We start from the raw sequence: 18,736 nt of genomic DNA, 5'->3' as shown, positions 1-18,736 counted from the left end.
CCACGCACCGCGGTCCGCACGCCGCACCCCGCGCCCCGCATGCCGCACGCCGCACCCCGCATGCCGCGCCCCGCATGCCGCACGCCGCACCCGCCGCGCCCCGCATGCCGCATGCCGCACGCCGCGCGCCGCACGCCGCGCCCGGACGCCGCGCGCCGCGGTCCGTCGCCGCCCTCACCCCGCCCGCGCTAGCGCTGCGCGAGCAGCTGGTTTTCTTGTTCTGCTGTTGGGCCGATGGTCAGCGCTGGGGTGCCTCGGGTTTCGTCCCAGGTGAGTATGTCGGCGACTGTCTGCCGGAGTGGGGTGACCGGCATCCCGGCTGCTCGTGCCTTCGCGGGGTTGCGTCGTCGGCCGTTCCATTCGGTTTCCGGCTCGACCAGCGGGAACCGCGTCGCATCCGCGGGAACAGGTACGAGCTCAACCGTCGTACCCGCCAACTCCGCCGCGACCTCGATCAGCTCCGCGAGGGTCGACTCCGGACCGACCGCGTTGAACGCACCGTCGCGCTCATCAGCGATCAACTGCATGACCAACCGCCCGACATCCCGGCTGTCGATCAACTGCAACGGCTGCTCCGGCTTCGTCGGCAGCGCGACCCGCCCGCCGCGCGCACCGCGCCGAATCCAGTACAGGACCGTGCCCGACGAATCACCCGGACCGGTCACCTTGCCAGGGCGTACCAGCGTCGCCCGCGCGCCGTACCGCTCGACCACGTCGTCCTCACACGCCACCTTGCACGGCCCGTAGGTGTCGTTGGTGAGCTCATCCGCATCCCGCATCGGCTCCCGTCGCGGCGCGGTCTCGTCGGTACCGGGCGGGAGACCACGCTCGTACACCGCATGGCTCGACACGAACACGTACCGCCCGACCCGATCGCCGAGGACCTCCATCGCTTGGTCGACCTCGCGGGTGCGGAACGCGCTGAGGTCGACCACCGCGTCCCACTCGCCGCTCCCCAGCGCCGAGTAATCGCCGGTCGACCGGTCGCCGATCAGCTCCGTCACCCCGGCCGGCACCGACCCGCTCTGCCCGCGGCTGAACGACGTCACCTCGGCCCCCTGCGCCAGCGCGTCCGCCACGATCGCGCGCCCGACAAACCCGTTTCCACCCAGCATCAGTAATCGCACGACCGCCGAACTTACCTGCCCGATCGGGCAGATGGACAACCGAATAACTGTGTAACACGTCTGAAGAGGTAAGGGGTGCGGTGTGTGGCGCACACTGGAGGTGGTGGACGGCGACAGGGGAGCCATGGGGAGACGTGCGCACGCGGGCCAGGAACGGTCGATGCCGAGGCTATTGGGGTTGACCCTGGTCGGCGCACTGCTTCCAGGGGCCGGGCTGATCATCGGTGGTCGCCGGCGGATCGGTGCGTTCGTACTGACCGTGTTCCTCGGGCTGGTCGGGCTCGGCGTGTACGTCGGGCTGACCCGCCGCGACGAAGTACTCGCGGCGATGGTCGTACCGAGCCGGCTGCTGCAGACCTCGATCCTGATCGGCCTGCTCGCGATGCTCTGGATCGTGGTCATCGTCGCCTCGCACCGTTCGTTGCGTCCGGCAACGGGTAGTGCCGGCGGACGCGTACTCGGGGCGGCCTTCGTCGGCCTGTTGTGCTTCGCGGTCGCGGCGCCGTCGGCGATCGGCGTGCAGACCGTGCTGGCCCAGCGGACGCTCGTGCAGGACGTGTTCGAGGGGCAGGCCGAGAGCAAGAGCGCGACCCGCCCGACCGTCGTCAACGTCAAGGACCCGTGGGAGGACCGGCCGCGGCTGAACCTGCTGCTGCTCGGCGGCGACGACGCACCGGACCGCGAAGGGGTGCGGACGGACACGGTGATCGTCGCGAGCATCGACACCAAGACCGGCAACACCGCGCTGATCTCACTGCCCCGGAACCTGACCTTCATGCCGTTCCCGGCCGACTCGCCGCTGTCCAAGTTCTACCCGGACGGTTTCGGCAAGGAAGGGCTCAGCCTGGACGGGCGGCTGGAGTGGATGCTGACCGCGATGTACCAGAACATCCCGGACGCGCATCCCGGCATCCTCGGCCCGTCCGACAACGAGGGCGCGGACGTGGTGAAGCAGTCGGTCGGTGAAGCGACCGGGCTGAAGCTGGATTACTACCTGCAGGTGAACCTGCGCAGCTTCCCGGAGATCGTGGACGCGCTCGGCGGGATCAAGGTGAACGTGAACGAGCGGGTCGCGATGGGCGGCGTCAGCAGCTCGCACATCCCGCCGAAGGAATGGATCGAGCCCGGCCCGAACCAGCACCTCGACGGGCGGCACGCGCTGTGGTTCGCCCGCGGCCGGTACGGTGCCGACGACGACCAGCGGCAGATCCGGCAGCGCTGCGTGATCAAGAGCATTGTCGACGCGGCGGACCCGCAGACGCTGGTCACCAAGTACAAGGCGATCGCGAAGGCCGGTCAGCATTTGCTCCGTACCGACATCCCGCAGGAACTGCTGCCGGCGCTGGTGGAGCTCGCGCTGAAGGTGAAGGCCGGGACGGTGTCGAACGTGACGCTGGACCCGGAGAAGCTGCGGCTGAAGTACTTGCACCCGGACTACAAGGCGCTGCGCGAGACCGTACAGACCGCGCTGGAGTCCACGCCGCCGCCGGCCACCAGCACGCCCGCGGCAACCAGCACGCCGGTGGCGCCGAAGCCCAGCTCCACTCGCAAACCGACAACCCCGGCCACGACGCCGACCCCAGGTCCCACCCAGGATCTCGCCGACGCCTGCGCCTACCACCCGAACGGCGACCAGCCGAACTAATCCACTGGCACCTCACGGCCGAAGAGTGCTTCGGCGACCGTGGCGAGGTGGGGGCGGAGGTCGTCCTCGGTGGCTTTGGCGAGGGTGGGGGTGCCGACGGCGGTCCGGAGGATGCCGATGCCGAGCAGCCAGGCGGCGAAGAGCTCGGTCCGGAGATTCTTGTCCTCGTTGCCCTCGGCAAGGTCTGACAGCACGTCCAGGTAGCCTTCGCACACCTGCTGACGGAGGCGGTCCTTCATGTCCTCGTGACCGGCCGAGCGGAGCATCGCGATCAGCGGGTGCTCGCCGGCGTACTCGGCCCAGTCCTCGAACACGAGCTGCCGCATCAGCTTGGCCGGCAGCTCCTCGACCGGCCCGTCCGGCAGGATCACCGGCTCCGACGACCCGGCCATCGCCTCGGTGAACAGCCCGGACTTGGAGCCGAAGTAGCGGAACACCAGCGCCGGATCGACCCCGACGTCACCGGCCACGTCACGGACGCTGGTGCCGTCGTACCCGTCGCGGGCGAACCGCAGCCGCGAGCACTCCAGCAGCTTCGCCCGGGTCGCCTCCCGGTCCCGCTTGTGCGCCATCCGCCCTCCTAAGTCATCGCTCGTTGACATCGTACCGGGACCGGCTCTACGGTCTAAGTCACCGATCGATGACTTAGGAGCTGGCGAATGAAGAACGTCGTGGTGGCCGGAGGTACCACCGGCATGGGCCGGGAGATCGCGCTGCACTACCTGCGGGCCGGTGCGAGCGTCACGGTGATCGGCAGTACGCCGTCGCGCGGCGCGGACCTGCTGGTTGCCGCCCGGGAACTGCCGGGGACTGCCACGTTCCTGCAGGCTGATCTGCTGTCCGTCGCCGAGAACCACCGCGTGATCAAGGAGATCCAGAGCCGGTACGACAAGCTCGATGTACTGGTACTGGCCGCGATGGTGCCGTTCGTGAAGCGCCGGGAGACCGTTGACGGGCTGGAGGGTGCGTTCGTGCTCTATTACCTGAGCCGCTTCATCTTGAGCTACGGCCTGACCGACCTGCTGGAACGCGGCGAGAGCCCGATCATCGCCAACCTGGGCGCCACCGGGATCACCAAAGGTGCGGTCAACTGGGACGACCTGCAGTTCGCGGGGAAGTACAGCATGGTGAAGGCGACGATCAGTGGCGGGCGGGCGAATGACCTGCTGGCGGTGCATTACCTGCAGAACCACCCCGATGGGCGGACGAAGTACTTCGGCATTCAGCCGCCGTACACGAAGAGTGGTACCAACCACCTGCCGCAACCGTTGCGCGCGCTGGCCAAGGTGAGTGCCGCGCTGTTCGCGAAGCCGCCGGCGGAGAGCGTGCGGGACACACTCGCGGTGCTGGACGATCAGCCGGACGAGCGGCTGATCCTGCGCGCGGTGGGCCGGCCGGTCGATCCGAGGTTGAAAACGTTCGACCCGCAGGCGGCGCGAAAGTTGTACGAACTGACGAAGGAAATGATCTGAGGCCGGGTGTCGATCCTGGTGTGGCTCGCTCGACGTGAGAGTAAGGGATCGACCGAAGACGAGGAGCAGCCGCAATGCGTTACATGATCATCAACAAGGCCGACGGGAACAGCGAAGCCGGAAAGTTGCCGGGGCCGGAGGTGGCGGAAGGGGTCGGCAAGGTGGTCGAGGACCTGTCCAAGGCCGGGGTGCTGCTGTTCGCCGAGGGCGTGCACCGCAGCTCACTCGGGGCCCGGGTGAAGGTGGCGGACGGGCGCCGGACCGTCACCGACGGCCCGTTCGCGGAGACCAAGGAACTGGTCGGCGGCGTGATCGTCGTCGAGGTCCGGAACCGGGACGAGGCGATCGAGTGGGCCGCCCGGCTGGCCGAGGCACTCGACGGCGAGGTCGAGGTGCGCCGGGTCGTCGAGGAAGCCGACTTCGACTCGGACCTCTTCCAGCACTGATTCAGCGCTGATTTGAGATCCTCGGGAACCACCTGTCCATTTCCGCCGGGTCCGCTCGTGGAAGGGACATGAACAACACACTGGTGGTTCCCGAGGCGGAGTTGTACTACGAACTGCACGGCGCGGGACCTTTGGTGGTCCTGATCGGTGCACCGATGGATGCCGACGCGTTCGCGCCGCTGGCCGGCCTGCTCGCATCCGACTACACCGTGCTGACACATGACCCGCGCGGTGTGAAACGCAGCACGCTCGCACCCGGCGGTACGTCCACGCCGGAGCAGCGCGCCGATGACCTGGCCCGGCTGATCGAGCACGTCAACGCCGGACCGGCCGTCGTCCTCGGTTCCAGCGGCGGGGCAGTCACCGCGCTGGCGCTGGCGCAGGCGTACCCGCAGCTGATCCGTACCGTGATCGCGCACGAGCCGCCGCTCGATCGGCTCCTCCCGGACGCCGATGAGCTGCTGAAAAAGTCAGAGAAGATGATGGCCGACTACCTCGCCGGTGACGTGACCGGTGCGTGGAAGCAGTTCTTCGCGCTGGCGAACATGTACGTGCCGGACGAGGCGATCGAGCAGATGTTCGGCGGCGAGCGTGACCCGCAGGAGGTCGCGGCGGAGCGGTTCTGGTTCGCGCACGAGATGCGCGAGAGCATCAGCTGGCGGCCGGACATCGATCAGTTGCGTACGGCCAGGATCGTGGTTGGGATCGGTGCTGACTCGACGGGGCAGCTGTGCGACCGTACGTCCACTGCGCTGGCCGCTCGGCTCGGGATCGAGCCGACCCGTTTCCCCGGCGGTCACACCGGCTTCGCGGACGCGCCCGAGGTGTTCGCCGGGGCCCTGCGGGTGGAGCTGAAGGCCGCTCACCAGTCGCGGTGAGACTCCCGCGTGGATCGTCGGGGTGAGTATGTGAAGCTGGGGGTGTCCGGTGTGTGCGCGAGTGTGTTGATCGCGGTCGTACCGGGCACCGGTCGAAGATGCCGCGTTGCCCGCGTGGCGCCTTGACCTCAACCGTGGTTGAAGTTTCAAGCTGGTGTCGCTGGCTGAGGACATCGCAGATATCGGCCCAGTGGGCCCCGACGAAGGAGCAGAGTTGACCACGTACACGCTTCCAGACCTCCCGTACGACTACAGCGCCCTGGCGCCCAGCATCGCCGGCGAGATCATGGAGCTGCACCACGACAAGCACCACGCGACCTATGTGAAGGGTCTGAACGACACCCTGGACAAGCTGGCCGAGGCCCGCGACAAGGGTGACTTCGGCGCGATCGTCGGGCTGGAGAAGACGCTCGCCTTCAACCTCGGCGGGCACGTCAACCACTCGATCTTCTGGAAGAACCTGTCCCCGGACGGCGGCGACAAGCCGGACGGCGAGCTGGGTGCCGCGATCGACGAGTTCTTCGGCTCGTTCGACAGCTTCCAGGCGAACTTCACCGCGAGCGCGACCACCATCCAGGGCTCCGGCTGGGCGATCCTCGGCTGGGACGCGCTCGGCGGCAAGCTGCTGATCCACCAGCTGTACGACCAGCAGGGCAACCTGCCGGCCGGCCAGATCCCGATCGCGATGCTGGACATGTGGGAGCACGCGTTCTACCTGCAGTACAAGAACGTGAAGCCGGACTACGTCAAGGCGTGGTGGAACGTGGTGAACTGGGCCGACGCCCAGGCCCGCTTCGACGCCGCCCGCTCCGGCGCAGCCGCCCTCATCACCGGCGCCTGACCACACGAGCTGGTTGCCGGCGCCCTAGGCGCTTGATACCCGGGAGCTCGATCGCGGGGTGCTGAGTACCAGCGTCTGAGCGCCGTTGCGGCACCCACCTCGCGCCCGCCCGCGCCCGCCCGCGCCCGCCCGCGCCCGCTCCGCGGGCGCGGGCGGGCGGTTAGGCGGCGAGGCCGGAACGCTCTCACCGGTTGGCTCTGTGAGCGCTGACGCGGTCTGTCGTCGCCGGTTGGCTCTGCGAGCGCCGACGCAGTCACCGTCACTGGCAGAAGGCGGCGATTGCTGGGGTGATTGCGGCTGCTTTGATCACGTGGGTTTGGCCGGGGATCTCGGTGTGCTGGGCGGTGGGGATGGCGGCTGCCAGGGCTCGGGTGGATGTCTTCATCCATGCGGGGCTCTTGCCGCCGTTCACCACCAGCACCGGCTGATCGATCGGCGTCCACTGCGACGCGTCCATCGGGCCGCCGAAGCAGTTGTCGCCAAGGACCTGGGCGTCGTACGGGAGCGTGTGCGCGATCGCCTTCATCGGCTTCCAGGCCGGCATCAGCTTCATCATCGTGACGAAGATCGCGGGCAGCCCGATCCCCTTGGTGAAGAAGTACTTGATCGCGTCGCCCGCCTCGAGCCCGCGCAACTGGGCGACCCAGTCCCGCGGGATCTGCTTCCGGCTGTCGTCCACCACGTACGGCGGCTCGAACGCGACCAGCTTCTCGACCGGCAACCCGGCCGCGGTCGCCCGCAACGCCAGCGCGGCACCGGACGACGACCCGTACACGAACGCTGACCCACCGGCCGCCTCGATCACGGCAGCCAGGTCCTCGATCTCCCGCTCGACCGCGTACTCACCCGCGTCCCCGGAATCGCCCCGCCCGCGCCGGTCGTAGTTGTACACCGTGAACCGCTCCGCCAGCAGCTCGGCCAGCTCAGCCATCGGCCCTTGCGCCCGGCTGCACAGCGCGCCGTCGACCAGTACCAGCGCGGGCCCGCTGCCCCGCCGGTCGTACGCGATCTTCGTCCCGTCCTTCGAAACCGCGATGTCCATGATTTCCTCCTGCTCAGGGTGACCGTCTCACCCCTGCGTCGACCGCACAGGATCAGCCTCGACTATATGTGTCGTGGATCACATCAACGATTCCAGAGGTCGCAGTGGTGGTTGCCGCGGTCGTCGAGCGGGTGAGTGGCTCCCGGCGCGAGGACCTGGGTGCTCGGCCATTGCGGCCAGTTGGGGGTGCCAGGGCCGTTCGGGTTGCCGGTACGGGCGAAGTTCGTCCAGTAGCGGCGTAGTTGGCCGGCGAGCCGCTCCTGGGCTGGAGTCAGCCAGTACGGCGGCCCGCCGGCGGCGTTGAACAGGTAGTTGAGCTCCGATCCGTGCGACGAACCAGTCGGAAAGCCGGCCGGGAACGGGAGATAGCCGGGCGCTGCCGGGTCGGCGAACTCGTAGGCATAGGCCGTCGTGTGCCGGGCGAAGGCAGCGGTCGTCGCCTGCTGGGTGCAGGCCCAGACCCGATCGGTGTCCATCGCCGACCAGGCCAGCGCGGCGGCGCGCTTGCCCCGGTAGGCCGACACCGGGTACGCCGCCTGCACAGCACGCGCTCGCGGACCGAAGGCCTCCTTCAGCCGGGTCGGGTAGTTGCGGGCCGTCACCGGATCACCGAGTAGTTCCGCGACGGCCGCGATCGCGCGGGCCTCGTCCTTGGTGTGTCCGGACAGCACCGGAATGCGCGGAAACAGCCCGAGTTGGAGCGCTTTGCCGGGTTCCAGCGGGAGCGTCGGATTGCCATAGGCAACGGAGCCGAAGGCGTTCGATTCGGTGAACACCTTGGCCGTGTCCAGGGTGCGCAGACAGTGCAGCACCGCCGCACTCGTACCGCGGCAGCCCAACCGCGCGGCAGCCGCCCGGCCGGTACGCCGCACCTGGGCCGCCGGCTGCCAGAACGAACCGGCCGGAATGCCCATGCCCAGGCCGTTGCGCGGCCAGTTCAGCAGGCACGAACCGCTCTGCATGATCGCCCGGTCGACCAGCCCGCGGGTACCTGGTGAGGTCAGCAGTCCGCAGGTCCCGACCCCTCCGCCGGACTCGCCGAACAGCGTCACGTTGCGCGCGTCGCCGCCGAAGGCGCCGATGTTCTTCCGGACCCAACGCAACGCGGCCTGCTGGTCCTGCAACCCGAAGGTGCCCGATCCGGGCAGCCCGGACAGGCCGAAGTTGCCGAAGACCCCGATCCGGAAGTCGACCGTCACCACGATCACGTCGCCCTCGGTCGCCAGCGAGGTCGGTACATGCTGACTCCCCGAACCGGAGCTGAACCCACCGCCGTGCGACCACACCATCACCGGTCGCGGTTTGCTCGCCACTGCCTTCGGCACGGTGATATGGAGGTAGAGGCAGTCCTCGGACGTACCGGACAGCGGTTGCCCGTCACCACCGGTTTGCGGGCAGTACGGCGTCGGCTTGGTCGCGTCGCGTACGCCGGACCATGGCGCCGGCGGGCGTGGTGCCGTCCAGCGCGCCGCGCCGACCGGGGGAGCGGCGTACGGGATGCCCTGGAAGGTGACTGTGGACGCCCCGGTCGCACCGCGCAGGAGTCCATCGGCGATGCGTACGACGGCCGGCCCGGGATGCGCCGCGCCGCCGGCCTGAACTGTGCCACCGGTCGGAACCACGCCGCCGGTCTGAACCGCGCCGGCGGCCTGAACTGTGCCGCCGGGAAGGACAATCAGCAGGCTGAGCGCTGCGGAGAGAAGGCTTCTGATCATGGGATCGAGCCTGGTGTGCATCCCCGGCAGGCAGCAGTAGCCAGATGGCTAGTTCGGTTGGCCAACCGTCGACGATCCGGTCACGGCGGTCCGGATTCCTTCTACTCTCGGGAAGGTGGACGACTCGGATGAACAGCCGTGGCCGCGTCGGCAGTGGCTTGCCGACGTCGGCCTGACCCTGCTGGCGTACCTGGTGGCGGCGGCGACCCTGACGGCCGAGTTGGTGGCCGACCCACAGCCCGTACGCGCCTGGATCGTGCTCGATGCGGTGAGCGCGGCTGCCGGTCCGGCGTTGCTGATGGTTCGGCGGCGGTGGCCGATTCCGGTGGTGGCGGTGCTGCTGGTGCTGACCGCGGTCAGTACCACTTCCGGTTCGGCCGCGGCGATCGCGGCGGTGATGGTGCGGCGGCGGTATCAGCAGGCGCTGGCGGTGTCCGGGTTCGCGCTGGCCGCGGTGACGGTGAACCTGGTGCTGCGGCAGGGCTTCGCGACGTACTGGCCGATCTTCGGGGTGCTGGTCCTGATCGGCGCGGTGGAGCTCGGGCTGTTTCTCCGGCTCCGGCTGCGGCTCGCGCGGGAAGCGGCGGAGCGGGTCCGGCGGGCCGCGGCCGAGGAGCAGGCGCGGATCGAGAACGCCCGGCGGTCCGAGCGGCTACGGATCGCCCGTGACATGCATGACGTGCTCGCGCATCGGATCTCGTTGCTGAGCGTGCACGCCGGGGCGCTGGCGTTCCGGCCGGACGCGCCGGCCGCGGAGGTGGCCGCGACGGCGGAGGTGATTCGCGGTGCGTCGCACGACATCCTGACCGATCTGCAGAAGGTGATCGGGGTCCTCCGGGACGACGTCCTGCCTCCGGAGGTGGACCCGCGGGCGCCTGATGTGCACCGGATCGGTGAGCTGATCGAGGCGGCGGTTCGTTCCGGGCAGCCGGTACGGGCCGGATCGTTGCCGGAGGTGGAGATTCCGGTGGCGGTGCGACGGACGGCGTACCGGGTCGTGCAGGAAGGGCTGACCAACGCGCGCAAGCATGCGCCGGGACAGGAAGTGCGGATCGACATCACCGCCGGTGACGGGCTGACGGTGGCCATCAGCAACGATCTGACGCATACCCCGAAGCACCTCGATGGCGGTGTGGGCGGGCCACCGGAAACCGGGGTGCCGCGGCAGACGGGTGGTGGTGCGGCGGATGGGCTGCCGGGGGCTGGGCTTGGGTTGATCGGGCTGCGGGAGCGGGTCGATCTGCTGGGCGGACGGTTGAGTTGCGGGGCGTCCGGCGGGGTCTTCCGGCTGGCCGCCTGGCTACCCTTGGCGCCATGAGCGCGGCTGCGGAACGGCCCGTGCGGGTGCTGCTCGTCGATGACGATCCGCTGGTCCGGATGGGGCTGCGGACGATGCTCGGTGGCGTACCCGAGCTGACCGTGGTCGGGGAGGCGGAGGACGGCGCGGACGTGCCGGCTCTGGTCGCGAAGACCCGGCCGGAGGTGGTGCTGATGGACCTCAAGATGCCCGGCACCGACGGCATCACCGCGACCGCTCGGTTGCACGAGCGGCCGGACGGCCCGGCGGTGATCGTGCTGACGACGTACGACGCCGACGACCAAGTGGTCCGGGCCTTGCGCGCCGGTGCGGCCGGGTTCGTGCTCAAACACACGCCGCCGGCCGAGATCGTGGCCGCCGTCCGCCGGGCCGCCGCCGGTGAACCGGTGCTGTCACCGAGCGTGCTCGCCGGACTGATCCGGCACGTCACCACCCCGGACGACGACCGGCACCGCGCGCGCGAACTGCTCGGCACCCTGACCGACCGCGAACAGGCGATCGCCGCGGCCATCGCCCGTGGGCTGACCAACCGGCAGATCGCCGCCGAGCTCTACCTCAGTACGGCGACGGTCAAGGCGCATCTGACCCGGTTGATGGCGAAGCTCGGCGCCGCGAACCGTACCCAGGTCGCCGTGCTCCTGCACGCCGCGGAATAACCGTCCCCGCGGAGTGGCCGCCCGCGGGGTCAGTCGGCTTGGCTGGCGGCTGCCCGTTCGAGGAGGAGTTTGCGTTCGCGTTCGTTGCGGGTCAGCCCGGCGGCCTTCTCGAACTCGGCGCGGGCCTCGGCGAAGCGGCCGAGTTTGAAGAGCAGGTCGCCGCGTACGCTCGGCAGCAGGTGGTAGTCCTTCAGCGACGGGTCGTCCGCGAGCAGATCCACCGCCTCCAGACCGCGCGCCGGACCGAACGCCATCGAGATCGCGACCGCCTGGTTCAGCTCAACCACCGGCGACGGCGCGACCTGCGCAAGGACCGCGTACAGGCCGGCGATCCGCGCCCAATCCGTGTCTTCGGGGTCGGCCGCGCGGGCGTGGCAGGCGGCGATGGCGGCTTGCAGCAGATACGGGCCGGGTGGTTTCTCCAGCGCCCAGGCCCTCTCGATGCCTTCGAGCCCGCGGCGGATCAGCAGCCGGTCCCAGCGGCGGCGGTCCTGGTCCAGCAGCAGCACCGGCTCGCCGTCGGGGCCGGTGCGGGCGTTGGCGCGGGACGACTGCAGCTCCATCAGCGCGAGCAGCCCGAGCACCTCGGGCTCGGTCGGCATCAGCTCCGCGATCAGCCGGCCGAGCCGCATCGCCTCGTTGGCCAGCGCCGGGCGCATCCAGTCGTCGCCGGCGGTCGCGGAGTACCCCTCGTTGTAAATCAGGTACACGACCTCGAGCACCGACGAGAGCCGCTCCAGCAGGTCCGGGCCGGACGGCACCTCGAACTCGACGCCGGCTTTGGCGAGGTTGCGCTTGGCCCGGACGATCCGCTGCGCGATCGTCGCCTCCGGCGCGAGGAACGCCCGGGCGATCTCGTCGGTTTTCAGGCCGCCGAGCAGCTTCAGGGTCAGCGTGACCCGGGCGTCCATGGTGAGGACAGGGTGACAGGCGGTGAACACCAGCCGGAGCAGGTCGTCCTCGATGTGGTCCTCGAGGATCGCCTCTACGTCGTCTTCGACACTCTCGCCGTCGATCTCGAGCTCGTGGCCCATTTCGGCGAGCTTGCGCTGGTACGTCTCCTTGCGCCGGATCAGGTCGATCGCGCGGCGCTTGGCGATCGTCATCAGCCAGGCGCCCGGATTCTTCGGTACGCCGGACTCGGGCCACTGCTCCAGCGCCGCCACCAGTGCGTCCTGAGCCAGTTCCTCGGCCAGACCGACATCCCGCACGATCCGGGCCACACCCGCGATGATCCGCGCCGACTCGATCCGCCACACCGCATCGATCGCCCCGTGCGCATCCGTAACCGTCACCCCGCCGATAGAACATCAGCAACCCGGCGTACGCAACCACCGACCGGGCCCGGTGCACCGCGTTCGCCTCACCGCACGGCCGGCGCTTGGGCGCGATCATGCTGTCAGCCGCCAGAGCGTGGTCAGTTCCCCGGACCGCGCCCGCCCGTGCCGAGGGACCGCATCAGTCCGTCCGGCGACCCGCAATCCACCCGCCCGCACCATCTCCAGCAGTTCGCCCTGCTCGCGTAGCCCGAACCGCTCGGCCAGATCGGACAAGATCAGCCAGACCTCACCACCCGGTTCGAGATGCTCCCCGGCGGTGCGGAGAAACGCCCGCAGCATCCGGCTGTCCTCGTCGTACACCGCGTGATCCAGCATCGTCAGCGGCACCGCCGGAATCCACGGCGGATTGCACACGATCAAGTCCGCCCGCCCCGCCGGGAACAGGTCGGTCTCAACCACACCGGCGCGTACGCCCAGCCGCGCGAGGTTCTCGCGGGCACACTCCACCGCCCGCGGATTGTTGTCCGTCGCAACCACCTCCGGAACTCCACGCTTCGACAGAAGAGCCGTCAGCAACCCGGTACCGGTCCCGATGTCAAAGGCCGTCCGTACGCGTGGAAGCGGTTGCCCAACCACCAGGTCGGCGTACTCAGATCGCGTCGGCGCGAACACTCCGTAATGCGGATGAACACGTGCACCCAAAGCCGGTACGTACACCCCACGAACCCGCAACTGATGCGCCCCGATCACCCCGAGCAGTTCCCGCAACGGCACCGCCCGATCGCCCTGAGCCGGTCCATACGCCTGATCGCACGCCGTTCGTACATCTGGCGCCCGCCGCAGCAGGACCTGATGCCCGACAAGAGGAACCACCAGCGCGTTCAGTACGCGCGCCCGCTCGGCCGCCCGCCGCCGCTGAGCCTGGAACGAACCGCCTCGCTCCGCCGGAATCCGCCGCCCGAGCGCGGCCAGAAGTTGTTTCGCGTTCTGGAAATCACCTTTCCAAAGAAGTGTGGAACCGCGCCGGATCAGGCGGAGGGCCCGGTGCGCGGAGATGCTGTCGTCGACCGTGATGACGTGGTCCATGAGTCGTCCCTGCCAGTGCGAAGTGAAGATGGGCAGCACGGCTCACCCGGACGCCGGGGCGGCGCCGGGGAGCGGGGGACGAGGACTAGCGGACTACCGCTGCCTGTCGGGGCCAGGTCACCGGACAACTCTAGACAGGCGCACCGATAGACTTTCCGACCGGATACTCCCTCGGACGATGGCATGAGGTTTGTTGTGCTCACCATGCAGGACGCGCTGCTGGCGCTGACGAAGTACTGGACCGACCGCGGCTGCATGGTCGTGCAGCCGTTCAACACCGAGGTCGGTGCCGGGACGCTGAACCCGGCGACCATCCTCCGGGTGCTCGGTCCGGAGCCGTGGCGGGTGGCGTACGTCGAGCCGAGTGTCCGCCCCGACGACGCCCGCTACGGCGAGAACCCGAACCGCCTGCAGACGCACACCCAGTTCCAGGTCGTGCTCAAGCCGGACCCGGGGAACCCGCAGGAACTGTTCCTGGACAGCCTGACCGCGCTCGGGATCGACATCGACGCGCACGACGTCCGGTTCGTCGAGGACAACTGGGCCAACCCGGCGACCGGTTCCTGGGGTCTCGGCTGGGAGGTCTGGCTGGACGGCCTGGAGATCACCCAGTTCACGTACTTCCAGCAGGCCGGCGGGATGACGCTGGACCCGGTGTCGGTCGAGATCACGTACGGCATCGAGCGGATCATGATGGCGCTGCAGGGCGTCTCGCACTTCAAGGACATCGCTTACGCGCCAGGCATCTCGTACGGGGAAGCGTTCGGGCAGGCCGAGTACGAGATGAGCCGGTACTACCTGGACGACGCCGATGTGGAGTCGCAGAAGCGCCTGTTCGAGGAGTACGCGAACGAGGCCCGCCGGATGATCGACGACCGGCTGCCGGTGCCCGCGCACATTCAGGTGCTGCGCTGCTCGCACACGTTCAACGTCCTGGACGCCCGCGGCGCGGTGAGTACGACCGAGCGCGCGAAGGCCTTCGGGCGGATGCGGACGCTGGCGCGCGAGGTGTCGCGGCTGTGGGCCGAGCGCCGCGAAGAGCTGAAGCACCCGTTGGGCCTGGCCGAGTTGCCGGCCGCGGCGGCGGAGCCGACCGAGTTCCCGGCGAGCAGTGGGACGCGGCAGCTGACGTTCGAGATCGGCACCGAGGAGATGCCGCCGTCGGAGGTCACCAAGACGGCCGCGGCGGTGCAGACCGCGCTGGAGGAGAAGCTGGCCGCGACCCGGCTCGGGCACGGCAAGATCACCACGTACGCGACGCCGCGCCGCGTGATCGCGTTCGTCGCCGAAGTGCAGGCCGGGGAACCGGACGCCGACCGGGTGGTCCGCGGTCCGCGGAAGTCGGCCGCGTACGACGCCGACGGCAATGTCACCAAGGCTGCCGCCGGGTTCGCCCGTGGTCAGGGCGTGGACGCGAGCGAGCTGCACGACCTGGACGTCGACGGCGTCGAGTACGTCGCGGTGACGAAGCCGGACCCGGGCCGTGGCGCGGCCGAGGTGCTGAGCGGCGTACTGAAGGAGATCGTCGCCGGACTGCGTTCGGACAAGAACATGCGCTGGAACGACGCGAACCTGTCGTTCACCCGCCCGATCCGCTGGCTGGTGGCACTGCTCGGCGATCAGGTCGTACCGGTCTCGGTGTCGTCGCTCGCGGCCGGCCGGACCACCCGCGTACACCGGACCGCGGCCCAGCCGAAGGTGGAGATCGCGTCCGCGGAGGGGTACCTGGACCTGCTCCGCATCCACGGGATCGAGGCCGACCCGGCCCGCCGCCGCGCCCAGATCGTCGAGGCGGCCGCCGAGCTGGCCGCGAAGGTCCAGGGCACGGTCGACGTCGAGGGCGAGGCCGCGCTGGTCGACCAGATCGTCAACCTGATCGAGGAGCCGACGCCGATCCTGGGTGGCTTCTCGGCCGACTACCTGGACCTGCCGAGCGAGATCCTGACCACGGTGATGCGCAAGCACCAGCGGTACCTGCCGGTCCGCGACGCTGATGGCAAGCTGCTTCCGCACTTTGTTGCCGTCGCCAACGGTTCGGTCGACGCCGACCTGGTCCGGGGCGGCAATGAAGCGGTGCTGCGAGCCCGGTACGAGGACGCGGCGTTCTTCTGGCGCGCGGATCTGGACACGCCGCTGGAGTCGATGAAGGGCGAGCTGGAGAAGCTGGCCTTCGAGGAGCGGCTCGGATCGATGGCGGACCGGGCCGGGCGGATCGGCCGGATCGCGCAGGCCCTGGCCGCGAAGATCGAGCTGGGCGGCGACGACCTGACCACGCTGAAGCGGGCCGCCGAGCTGGCGAAGTTCGACCTCGGTTCGCAGATGGTGGTCGAGCTGACCAGCCTGGCCGGCACGATGGCTCGCGAGTACGCGCGCCGCGCCGGTGAGACCGAGGGCGTCGCGCAAGCGCTGTACGACATGGAGTTGCCGCGATCGGCCGGCGACCCGGTGCCGTCGACCACGCCCGGTGCGCTGCTCGCGCTGGCGGATCGCTTCGACCTGCTGGCCGGGCTGTTCGGGATCGGCGCGAAGCCGACCGGCAGCTCGGACCCGTTCGCGCTGCGGCGGGCGGCCGGGGGAGTGGTCGCGATCCTGCGTGAGCACCCGGAGCTGCGGGCAATCACGTTGCCGGTCGGGCTACAGGCCGCGGCCGACGAGATCGGTGCCCAGGGCATCGAGGTGCCGGCCGAATCACTCGCCGAGGTGGCCGAGTTCACCGTCCGGCGGTACGAGCAGCAGCTGATCGATCGTGGGGACGACCATCTTCAGGTCGCGTCCGTGTTGCCGTTGGCAACTGCTCCGGTGGTGGCGGACGAGGCGCTGACGGCGCTGCAGGGGCTGGTCGGGAACAGCGAGTTCGCTGATCTGGTCGCGGTGTTGCAGCGGGTGCGGCGGATCGTTCCGGAAGGCACCGAGGCGGTGTACGACTCGAGCAAGCTGACCGAGCCGGCCGAGGTCGTGCTGCACGGCGCGGTCGAGAAGATCGGCGAGGCCCCGACCGGGCTGGCTGATTTCGTCGCGGCGGCGTCCGTGCTGGTCGAGCCGGTGAACGCGTTCTTCGACGAGATCCTGGTGATGGCCAAGGACCCGGAGCTCCGGGCGGCCCGGCTGGGCTTGCTCGCCACGATCAGCAAGCTCGCGGCCCCGGTGCTCGACTGGCAGGCCCTCGGCACCAGCCTGAGCCCGGCCGAATGAGCCCTCAATGAGCCTGGAGTGAGCACGCTATGAGTGTGGCGGGGTCGGTTGAGATTGCCGAGCGGGCGGCGCGGGTTGCTCCTCGGCTGCGGGAGTACTTGGCGCCGACCCCGTTCGTCCGGTACGACGCGTGTAGCGATGAGCTGGGTGCCGAGGTGCTGGTGAAGTGTGAGCACCAGCAGCGCACCGGCTCGTTCAAAGCGCGTGGTGCGCTGGCGAAGGTACTCACCCTGACCGACGCGCAGCGTGAAGCCGGGGTGATCACCGCGTCCACCGGCAACCACGGGCTCGGCGTCGGCAACGCGCTGGCGATGCTCGGCGGGCATGGCATCGTGTACCTGCCGGAGAACGCCGCCCCGGGCAAGGTCGCCGCGCTCCGGCGCCTCGGTCTGGAATTGCGGGCCGAAGGCAACGACACCGGTGCGCTGGAGCTGAAGGCGCGGGCTTACGCGGTTGAGCATGGACTCACGTACGTGCCGCCGTACAACGACCTCGATGTCATCGCCGGGCAGGGGACCGTCGCGGTGGAGATCCTCGAACAGGTCGGCACCGCGCCGCTCGACGCGATCGTGGTGTCGGTGGGTGGCGGCGGCTTGATCAGTGGTGTCGCTGCCGTACTGAAACAGCACCTCCCCGGCATCCGGGTTTACGGCGCGCAGCCGGCCGTCGACGACGCGATGGCCGCGTCCGTACGCGCCGGTGAGATCGTCCAGGTCGACGCGCGGCAGACCCTCTCGGACGGTACGGCGGGCAGTGTCGAGCCGGGCAGTATCACCTTCGATCTGTGCCGTGAGCTGGTGGACGACTGGGTGCTGGTCGAGGAGGACGCGATCCGCGATGCGCTCCGGCTGGTGATCGACACCGAGCATCAGTTGATCGAAGGCTCCGCGGCGCTGGCATTCGCGGCAGCGCGGGAGCGGCGCACCGAGCTGGCCGGGCAGCGGGTCGCGGTGGTGTCCTGCGGCGGCAATATGTCGTCGTCGACGTTGGTGGCCGCGCTTGCGTGAGCTCGTGGTCCTCGGGACGGGCAGTCAGGTGCCGTCCCGGGAACGCACACAGAACGGGTACTTCCTGCGCTGGGACGACGAGGGTTTCCTGTTCGATCCGGGCGAAGGCACGCAGCGGCAGATGCTGTACGCCGGGGTGCCGGCGAGCGCGATCACGCGACTGTGCGTGACGCACTTCCACGGCGATCACTGTCTCGGCGTACCCGGCATCGTGCAGCGGTTGTCACTGGATGACGTACCGCATCCGGTCCGCGCGCACTACCCGGCGTCGGGGCAGACGTATTTCACCCGGTTGCGGTACGCGGCGTCGTTCTTCGAGCGGGCCGAGTTGCTGGAGGAGCCGGTCGAGGAGGACGGACTGTTGTCGGTCGGATCGTTCGGTCAGCTGTGGGCGCGCCGGCTGGAGCATCCGATCGAGTCGTTCGGTTATCAACTGATCGAGCCCGACGGCCGGCGGATGCTGCCTGACAAGCTGGCCGCGTACGGGGTGGGCGGACCTGCCGTCGGTGAACTGCAACGGGCCGGATCGATCGAGGTCGACGGCCGGACGGTTCGTCTGGAAGAGGTCAGTGAGCCGCGGCCGGGGCAGCGGTTCGCGTTCGTGATGGACACCCGGTTGTGCGAGAACGTACTCCGGTTGGCTGAAGACGCCGATCTGCTGGTGATCGAGTCGACGTACCTGTCGTCCGAAGCGGAGCTGGCCCGGCGGTTCGGGCATCTCACCGCGCGGCAGGCGGCCCGGGTCGCGGCGGAGTGCGGCGTACGCAAACTCGTCCTCACGCACTTCTCCCAGCGCTATCTGGAGCCCGAACGCTTCCACGCGGAGGCAGCAGCCGAGTTCTCCGGCGAGATCGTGGTCGCTGCGGATCTCAGTCGCGTCCCGGTGCCCTCCCGCCGCTGATCATCGGCAGCTCGACAGGTAGTGCACCGGCGAGACGCCGTACACGCCGGCCCATCCACGCTCAGGTGCACTAGGCACCGCCGGACACCTCCTGTCGAGCCGCTGATTGCGAACAGTTGATGAGCGACGC

The 18,736-nt window shown here is 69.4% G+C and carries 16 protein-coding genes; 10 read left to right on the top strand and 6 right to left on the bottom strand.

What is annotated here, in order from left to right:
• Positions 1-188: 188 nt before the first annotated feature.
• Positions 189-1,127 carry an NAD-dependent epimerase/dehydratase family protein gene (locus tag ABD260_RS21445; protein WP_344235560.1) on the bottom strand — a complete coding sequence of 313 codons (939 nt, stop codon included), beginning with the start codon at positions 1,125-1,127 and terminating at the stop codon, positions 189-191.
• 160 nt (positions 1,128-1,287) lie between these two features.
• Here ABD260_RS21445 and ABD260_RS21440 point away from each other — a divergent pair, with 160 nt between their 5' ends.
• Entirely contained in the window at positions 1,288-2,772 is a 1,485-nt protein-coding gene (locus ABD260_RS21440) for an LCP family protein (RefSeq protein WP_344235558.1), read from the top strand.
• On the opposite strand, the gene ABD260_RS21435 is transcribed toward ABD260_RS21440, so the two are convergent.
• Positions 2,769-3,344 carry a TetR/AcrR family transcriptional regulator gene (locus ABD260_RS21435; protein ID WP_344235556.1) on the bottom strand — a complete coding sequence of 192 codons (576 nt, stop codon included), beginning with the start codon at positions 3,342-3,344 and terminating at the stop codon, positions 2,769-2,771. The genes ABD260_RS21440 and ABD260_RS21435 overlap by 4 nt on opposite strands.
• A gap of 87 nt (positions 3,345-3,431) precedes the next feature.
• Between ABD260_RS21435 and ABD260_RS21430 the strand changes: the two genes are divergently transcribed.
• From ABD260_RS21430 to ABD260_RS21415, 4 genes are all read left to right on the top strand, one after another.
• Positions 3,432-4,244 (top strand): SDR family NAD(P)-dependent oxidoreductase, encoded by an 813-nt coding sequence (locus ABD260_RS21430; protein WP_344235554.1) that lies wholly within the window; start codon positions 3,432-3,434, stop codon positions 4,242-4,244.
• Positions 4,245-4,318: 74 nt separating this feature from the next.
• Positions 4,319-4,690 carry a YciI family protein gene (locus tag ABD260_RS21425; RefSeq protein ID WP_344235552.1) on the top strand — a complete coding sequence of 124 codons (372 nt, stop codon included), beginning with the start codon at positions 4,319-4,321 and terminating at the stop codon, positions 4,688-4,690.
• Positions 4,691-4,758: 68 nt separating this feature from the next.
• Complete coding sequence (locus ABD260_RS21420; protein ID WP_344235550.1) at positions 4,759-5,568, top strand: alpha/beta fold hydrolase; 810 nt, start codon at positions 4,759-4,761, stop codon at positions 5,566-5,568.
• A gap of 214 nt (positions 5,569-5,782) precedes the next feature.
• Entirely contained in the window at positions 5,783-6,409 is a 627-nt protein-coding gene (locus tag ABD260_RS21415) for a superoxide dismutase (protein ID WP_344235548.1), read from the top strand.
• A 259-nt stretch (positions 6,410-6,668) separates the two neighbouring features.
• On the opposite strand, the gene ABD260_RS21410 is transcribed toward ABD260_RS21415, so the two are convergent.
• Together ABD260_RS21410 and ABD260_RS21405 are read right to left on the bottom strand one after the other, a co-directional pair.
• Positions 6,669-7,451 (bottom strand): alpha/beta fold hydrolase, encoded by a 783-nt coding sequence (locus ABD260_RS21410; RefSeq protein ID WP_344235546.1) that lies wholly within the window; start codon positions 7,449-7,451, stop codon positions 6,669-6,671.
• Positions 7,452-7,534: 83 nt separating this feature from the next.
• Positions 7,535-9,166 (bottom strand): carboxylesterase/lipase family protein, encoded by a 1,632-nt coding sequence (locus ABD260_RS21405; protein ID WP_344235544.1) that lies wholly within the window; start codon positions 9,164-9,166, stop codon positions 7,535-7,537.
• Positions 9,167-9,281: 115 nt separating this feature from the next.
• On the opposite strand from ABD260_RS21405, the gene ABD260_RS21400 reads away from it, so the two are divergent.
• A complete protein-coding gene (locus ABD260_RS21400) occupies positions 9,282-10,484 on the top strand; it encodes a sensor histidine kinase (protein WP_344235542.1) in 1,203 nt (400 codons plus the stop codon).
• The gene (locus ABD260_RS21395; protein ID WP_344235540.1) at positions 10,481-11,140 is read left to right on the top strand and encodes a response regulator; all 660 of its coding nucleotides are present in this window, start codon (positions 10,481-10,483) and stop codon (positions 11,138-11,140) included. Before ABD260_RS21400 ends, ABD260_RS21395 begins: the two co-directional genes overlap by 4 nt.
• A gap of 29 nt (positions 11,141-11,169) precedes the next feature.
• Here the strand turns inward: ABD260_RS21395 and ABD260_RS21390 are convergent, their stop codons facing one another.
• Positions 11,170-12,435 (bottom strand): RNA polymerase sigma factor, encoded by a 1,266-nt coding sequence (locus ABD260_RS21390; RefSeq protein WP_344235538.1) that lies wholly within the window; start codon positions 12,433-12,435, stop codon positions 11,170-11,172.
• 96 nt (positions 12,436-12,531) lie between these two features.
• Complete coding sequence (locus ABD260_RS21385) at positions 12,532-13,506, bottom strand: methyltransferase (protein ID WP_344235536.1); 975 nt, start codon at positions 13,504-13,506, stop codon at positions 12,532-12,534.
• Between the two features lie 183 nt (positions 13,507-13,689).
• Here ABD260_RS21385 and ABD260_RS21380 point away from each other — a divergent pair, with 183 nt between their 5' ends.
• Genes ABD260_RS21380 through ABD260_RS21370 form a run of 3 tightly spaced genes read left to right on the top strand, consistent with a single transcriptional unit; the run spans position 13,690 to position 18,606 of the window.
• Positions 13,690-16,698: a glycine--tRNA ligase gene (locus ABD260_RS21380; RefSeq protein ID WP_344235534.1), complete on the top strand. Its 3,009-nt coding sequence runs from the start codon at positions 13,690-13,692 to the stop codon at positions 16,696-16,698.
• 29 nt (positions 16,699-16,727) lie between these two features.
• Positions 16,728-17,705, top strand: a complete 978-nt coding sequence (locus tag ABD260_RS21375) for a pyridoxal-phosphate dependent enzyme (protein ID WP_344235532.1) — start codon at positions 16,728-16,730, stop codon at positions 17,703-17,705.
• Positions 17,698-18,606, top strand: coding sequence for a ribonuclease Z (locus ABD260_RS21370; protein WP_344235530.1), 909 nt, complete (start codon positions 17,698-17,700; stop codon positions 18,604-18,606). The genes ABD260_RS21375 and ABD260_RS21370 overlap by 8 nt, the downstream gene beginning before the upstream one ends.
• Positions 18,607-18,736: the final 130 nt, after the last annotated feature.

The organism is Kribbella hippodromi, assembly GCF_039531045.1.
Lineage (GTDB): Bacteria > Actinomycetota > Actinomycetes > Propionibacteriales > Kribbellaceae > Kribbella > Kribbella hippodromi.
The sequence above is the reverse complement of the archived record's forward strand: the minus strand, read 5'-3'. Positions and strand labels throughout refer to the sequence as shown.

Bases quoted from the DNA above. Each gene is read 5' to 3' on its own strand.
- ABD260_RS21380 (WP_344235534.1), top strand. From the start codon at position 13,690: ATGAGGTTTGTTGTGCTCACCATGCAGGACGCGCTGCTGGCGCTGACG.
- ABD260_RS21405 (WP_344235544.1), bottom strand. From the start codon at position 9,166: ATGATCAGAAGCCTTCTCTCCGCAGCGCTCAGCCTGCTGATTGTCCTT.
- ABD260_RS21375 (WP_344235532.1), top strand. From the start codon at position 16,728: ATGAGTGTGGCGGGGTCGGTTGAGATTGCCGAGCGGGCGGCGCGGGTT.
- ABD260_RS21425 (WP_344235552.1), top strand. From the start codon at position 4,319: ATGCGTTACATGATCATCAACAAGGCCGACGGGAACAGCGAAGCCGGA.
- ABD260_RS21385 (WP_344235536.1), bottom strand. From the start codon at position 13,506: ATGGACCACGTCATCACGGTCGACGACAGCATCTCCGCGCACCGGGCC.
- ABD260_RS21435 (WP_344235556.1), bottom strand. From the start codon at position 3,344: ATGGCGCACAAGCGGGACCGGGAGGCGACCCGGGCGAAGCTGCTGGAG.
- ABD260_RS21410 (WP_344235546.1), bottom strand. From the start codon at position 7,451: ATGGACATCGCGGTTTCGAAGGACGGGACGAAGATCGCGTACGACCGG.
- ABD260_RS21395 (WP_344235540.1), top strand. From the start codon at position 10,481: ATGAGCGCGGCTGCGGAACGGCCCGTGCGGGTGCTGCTCGTCGATGAC.
- ABD260_RS21420 (WP_344235550.1), top strand. From the start codon at position 4,759: ATGAACAACACACTGGTGGTTCCCGAGGCGGAGTTGTACTACGAACTG.
- ABD260_RS21430 (WP_344235554.1), top strand. From the start codon at position 3,432: ATGAAGAACGTCGTGGTGGCCGGAGGTACCACCGGCATGGGCCGGGAG.
- ABD260_RS21440 (WP_344235558.1), top strand. From the start codon at position 1,288: ATGCCGAGGCTATTGGGGTTGACCCTGGTCGGCGCACTGCTTCCAGGG.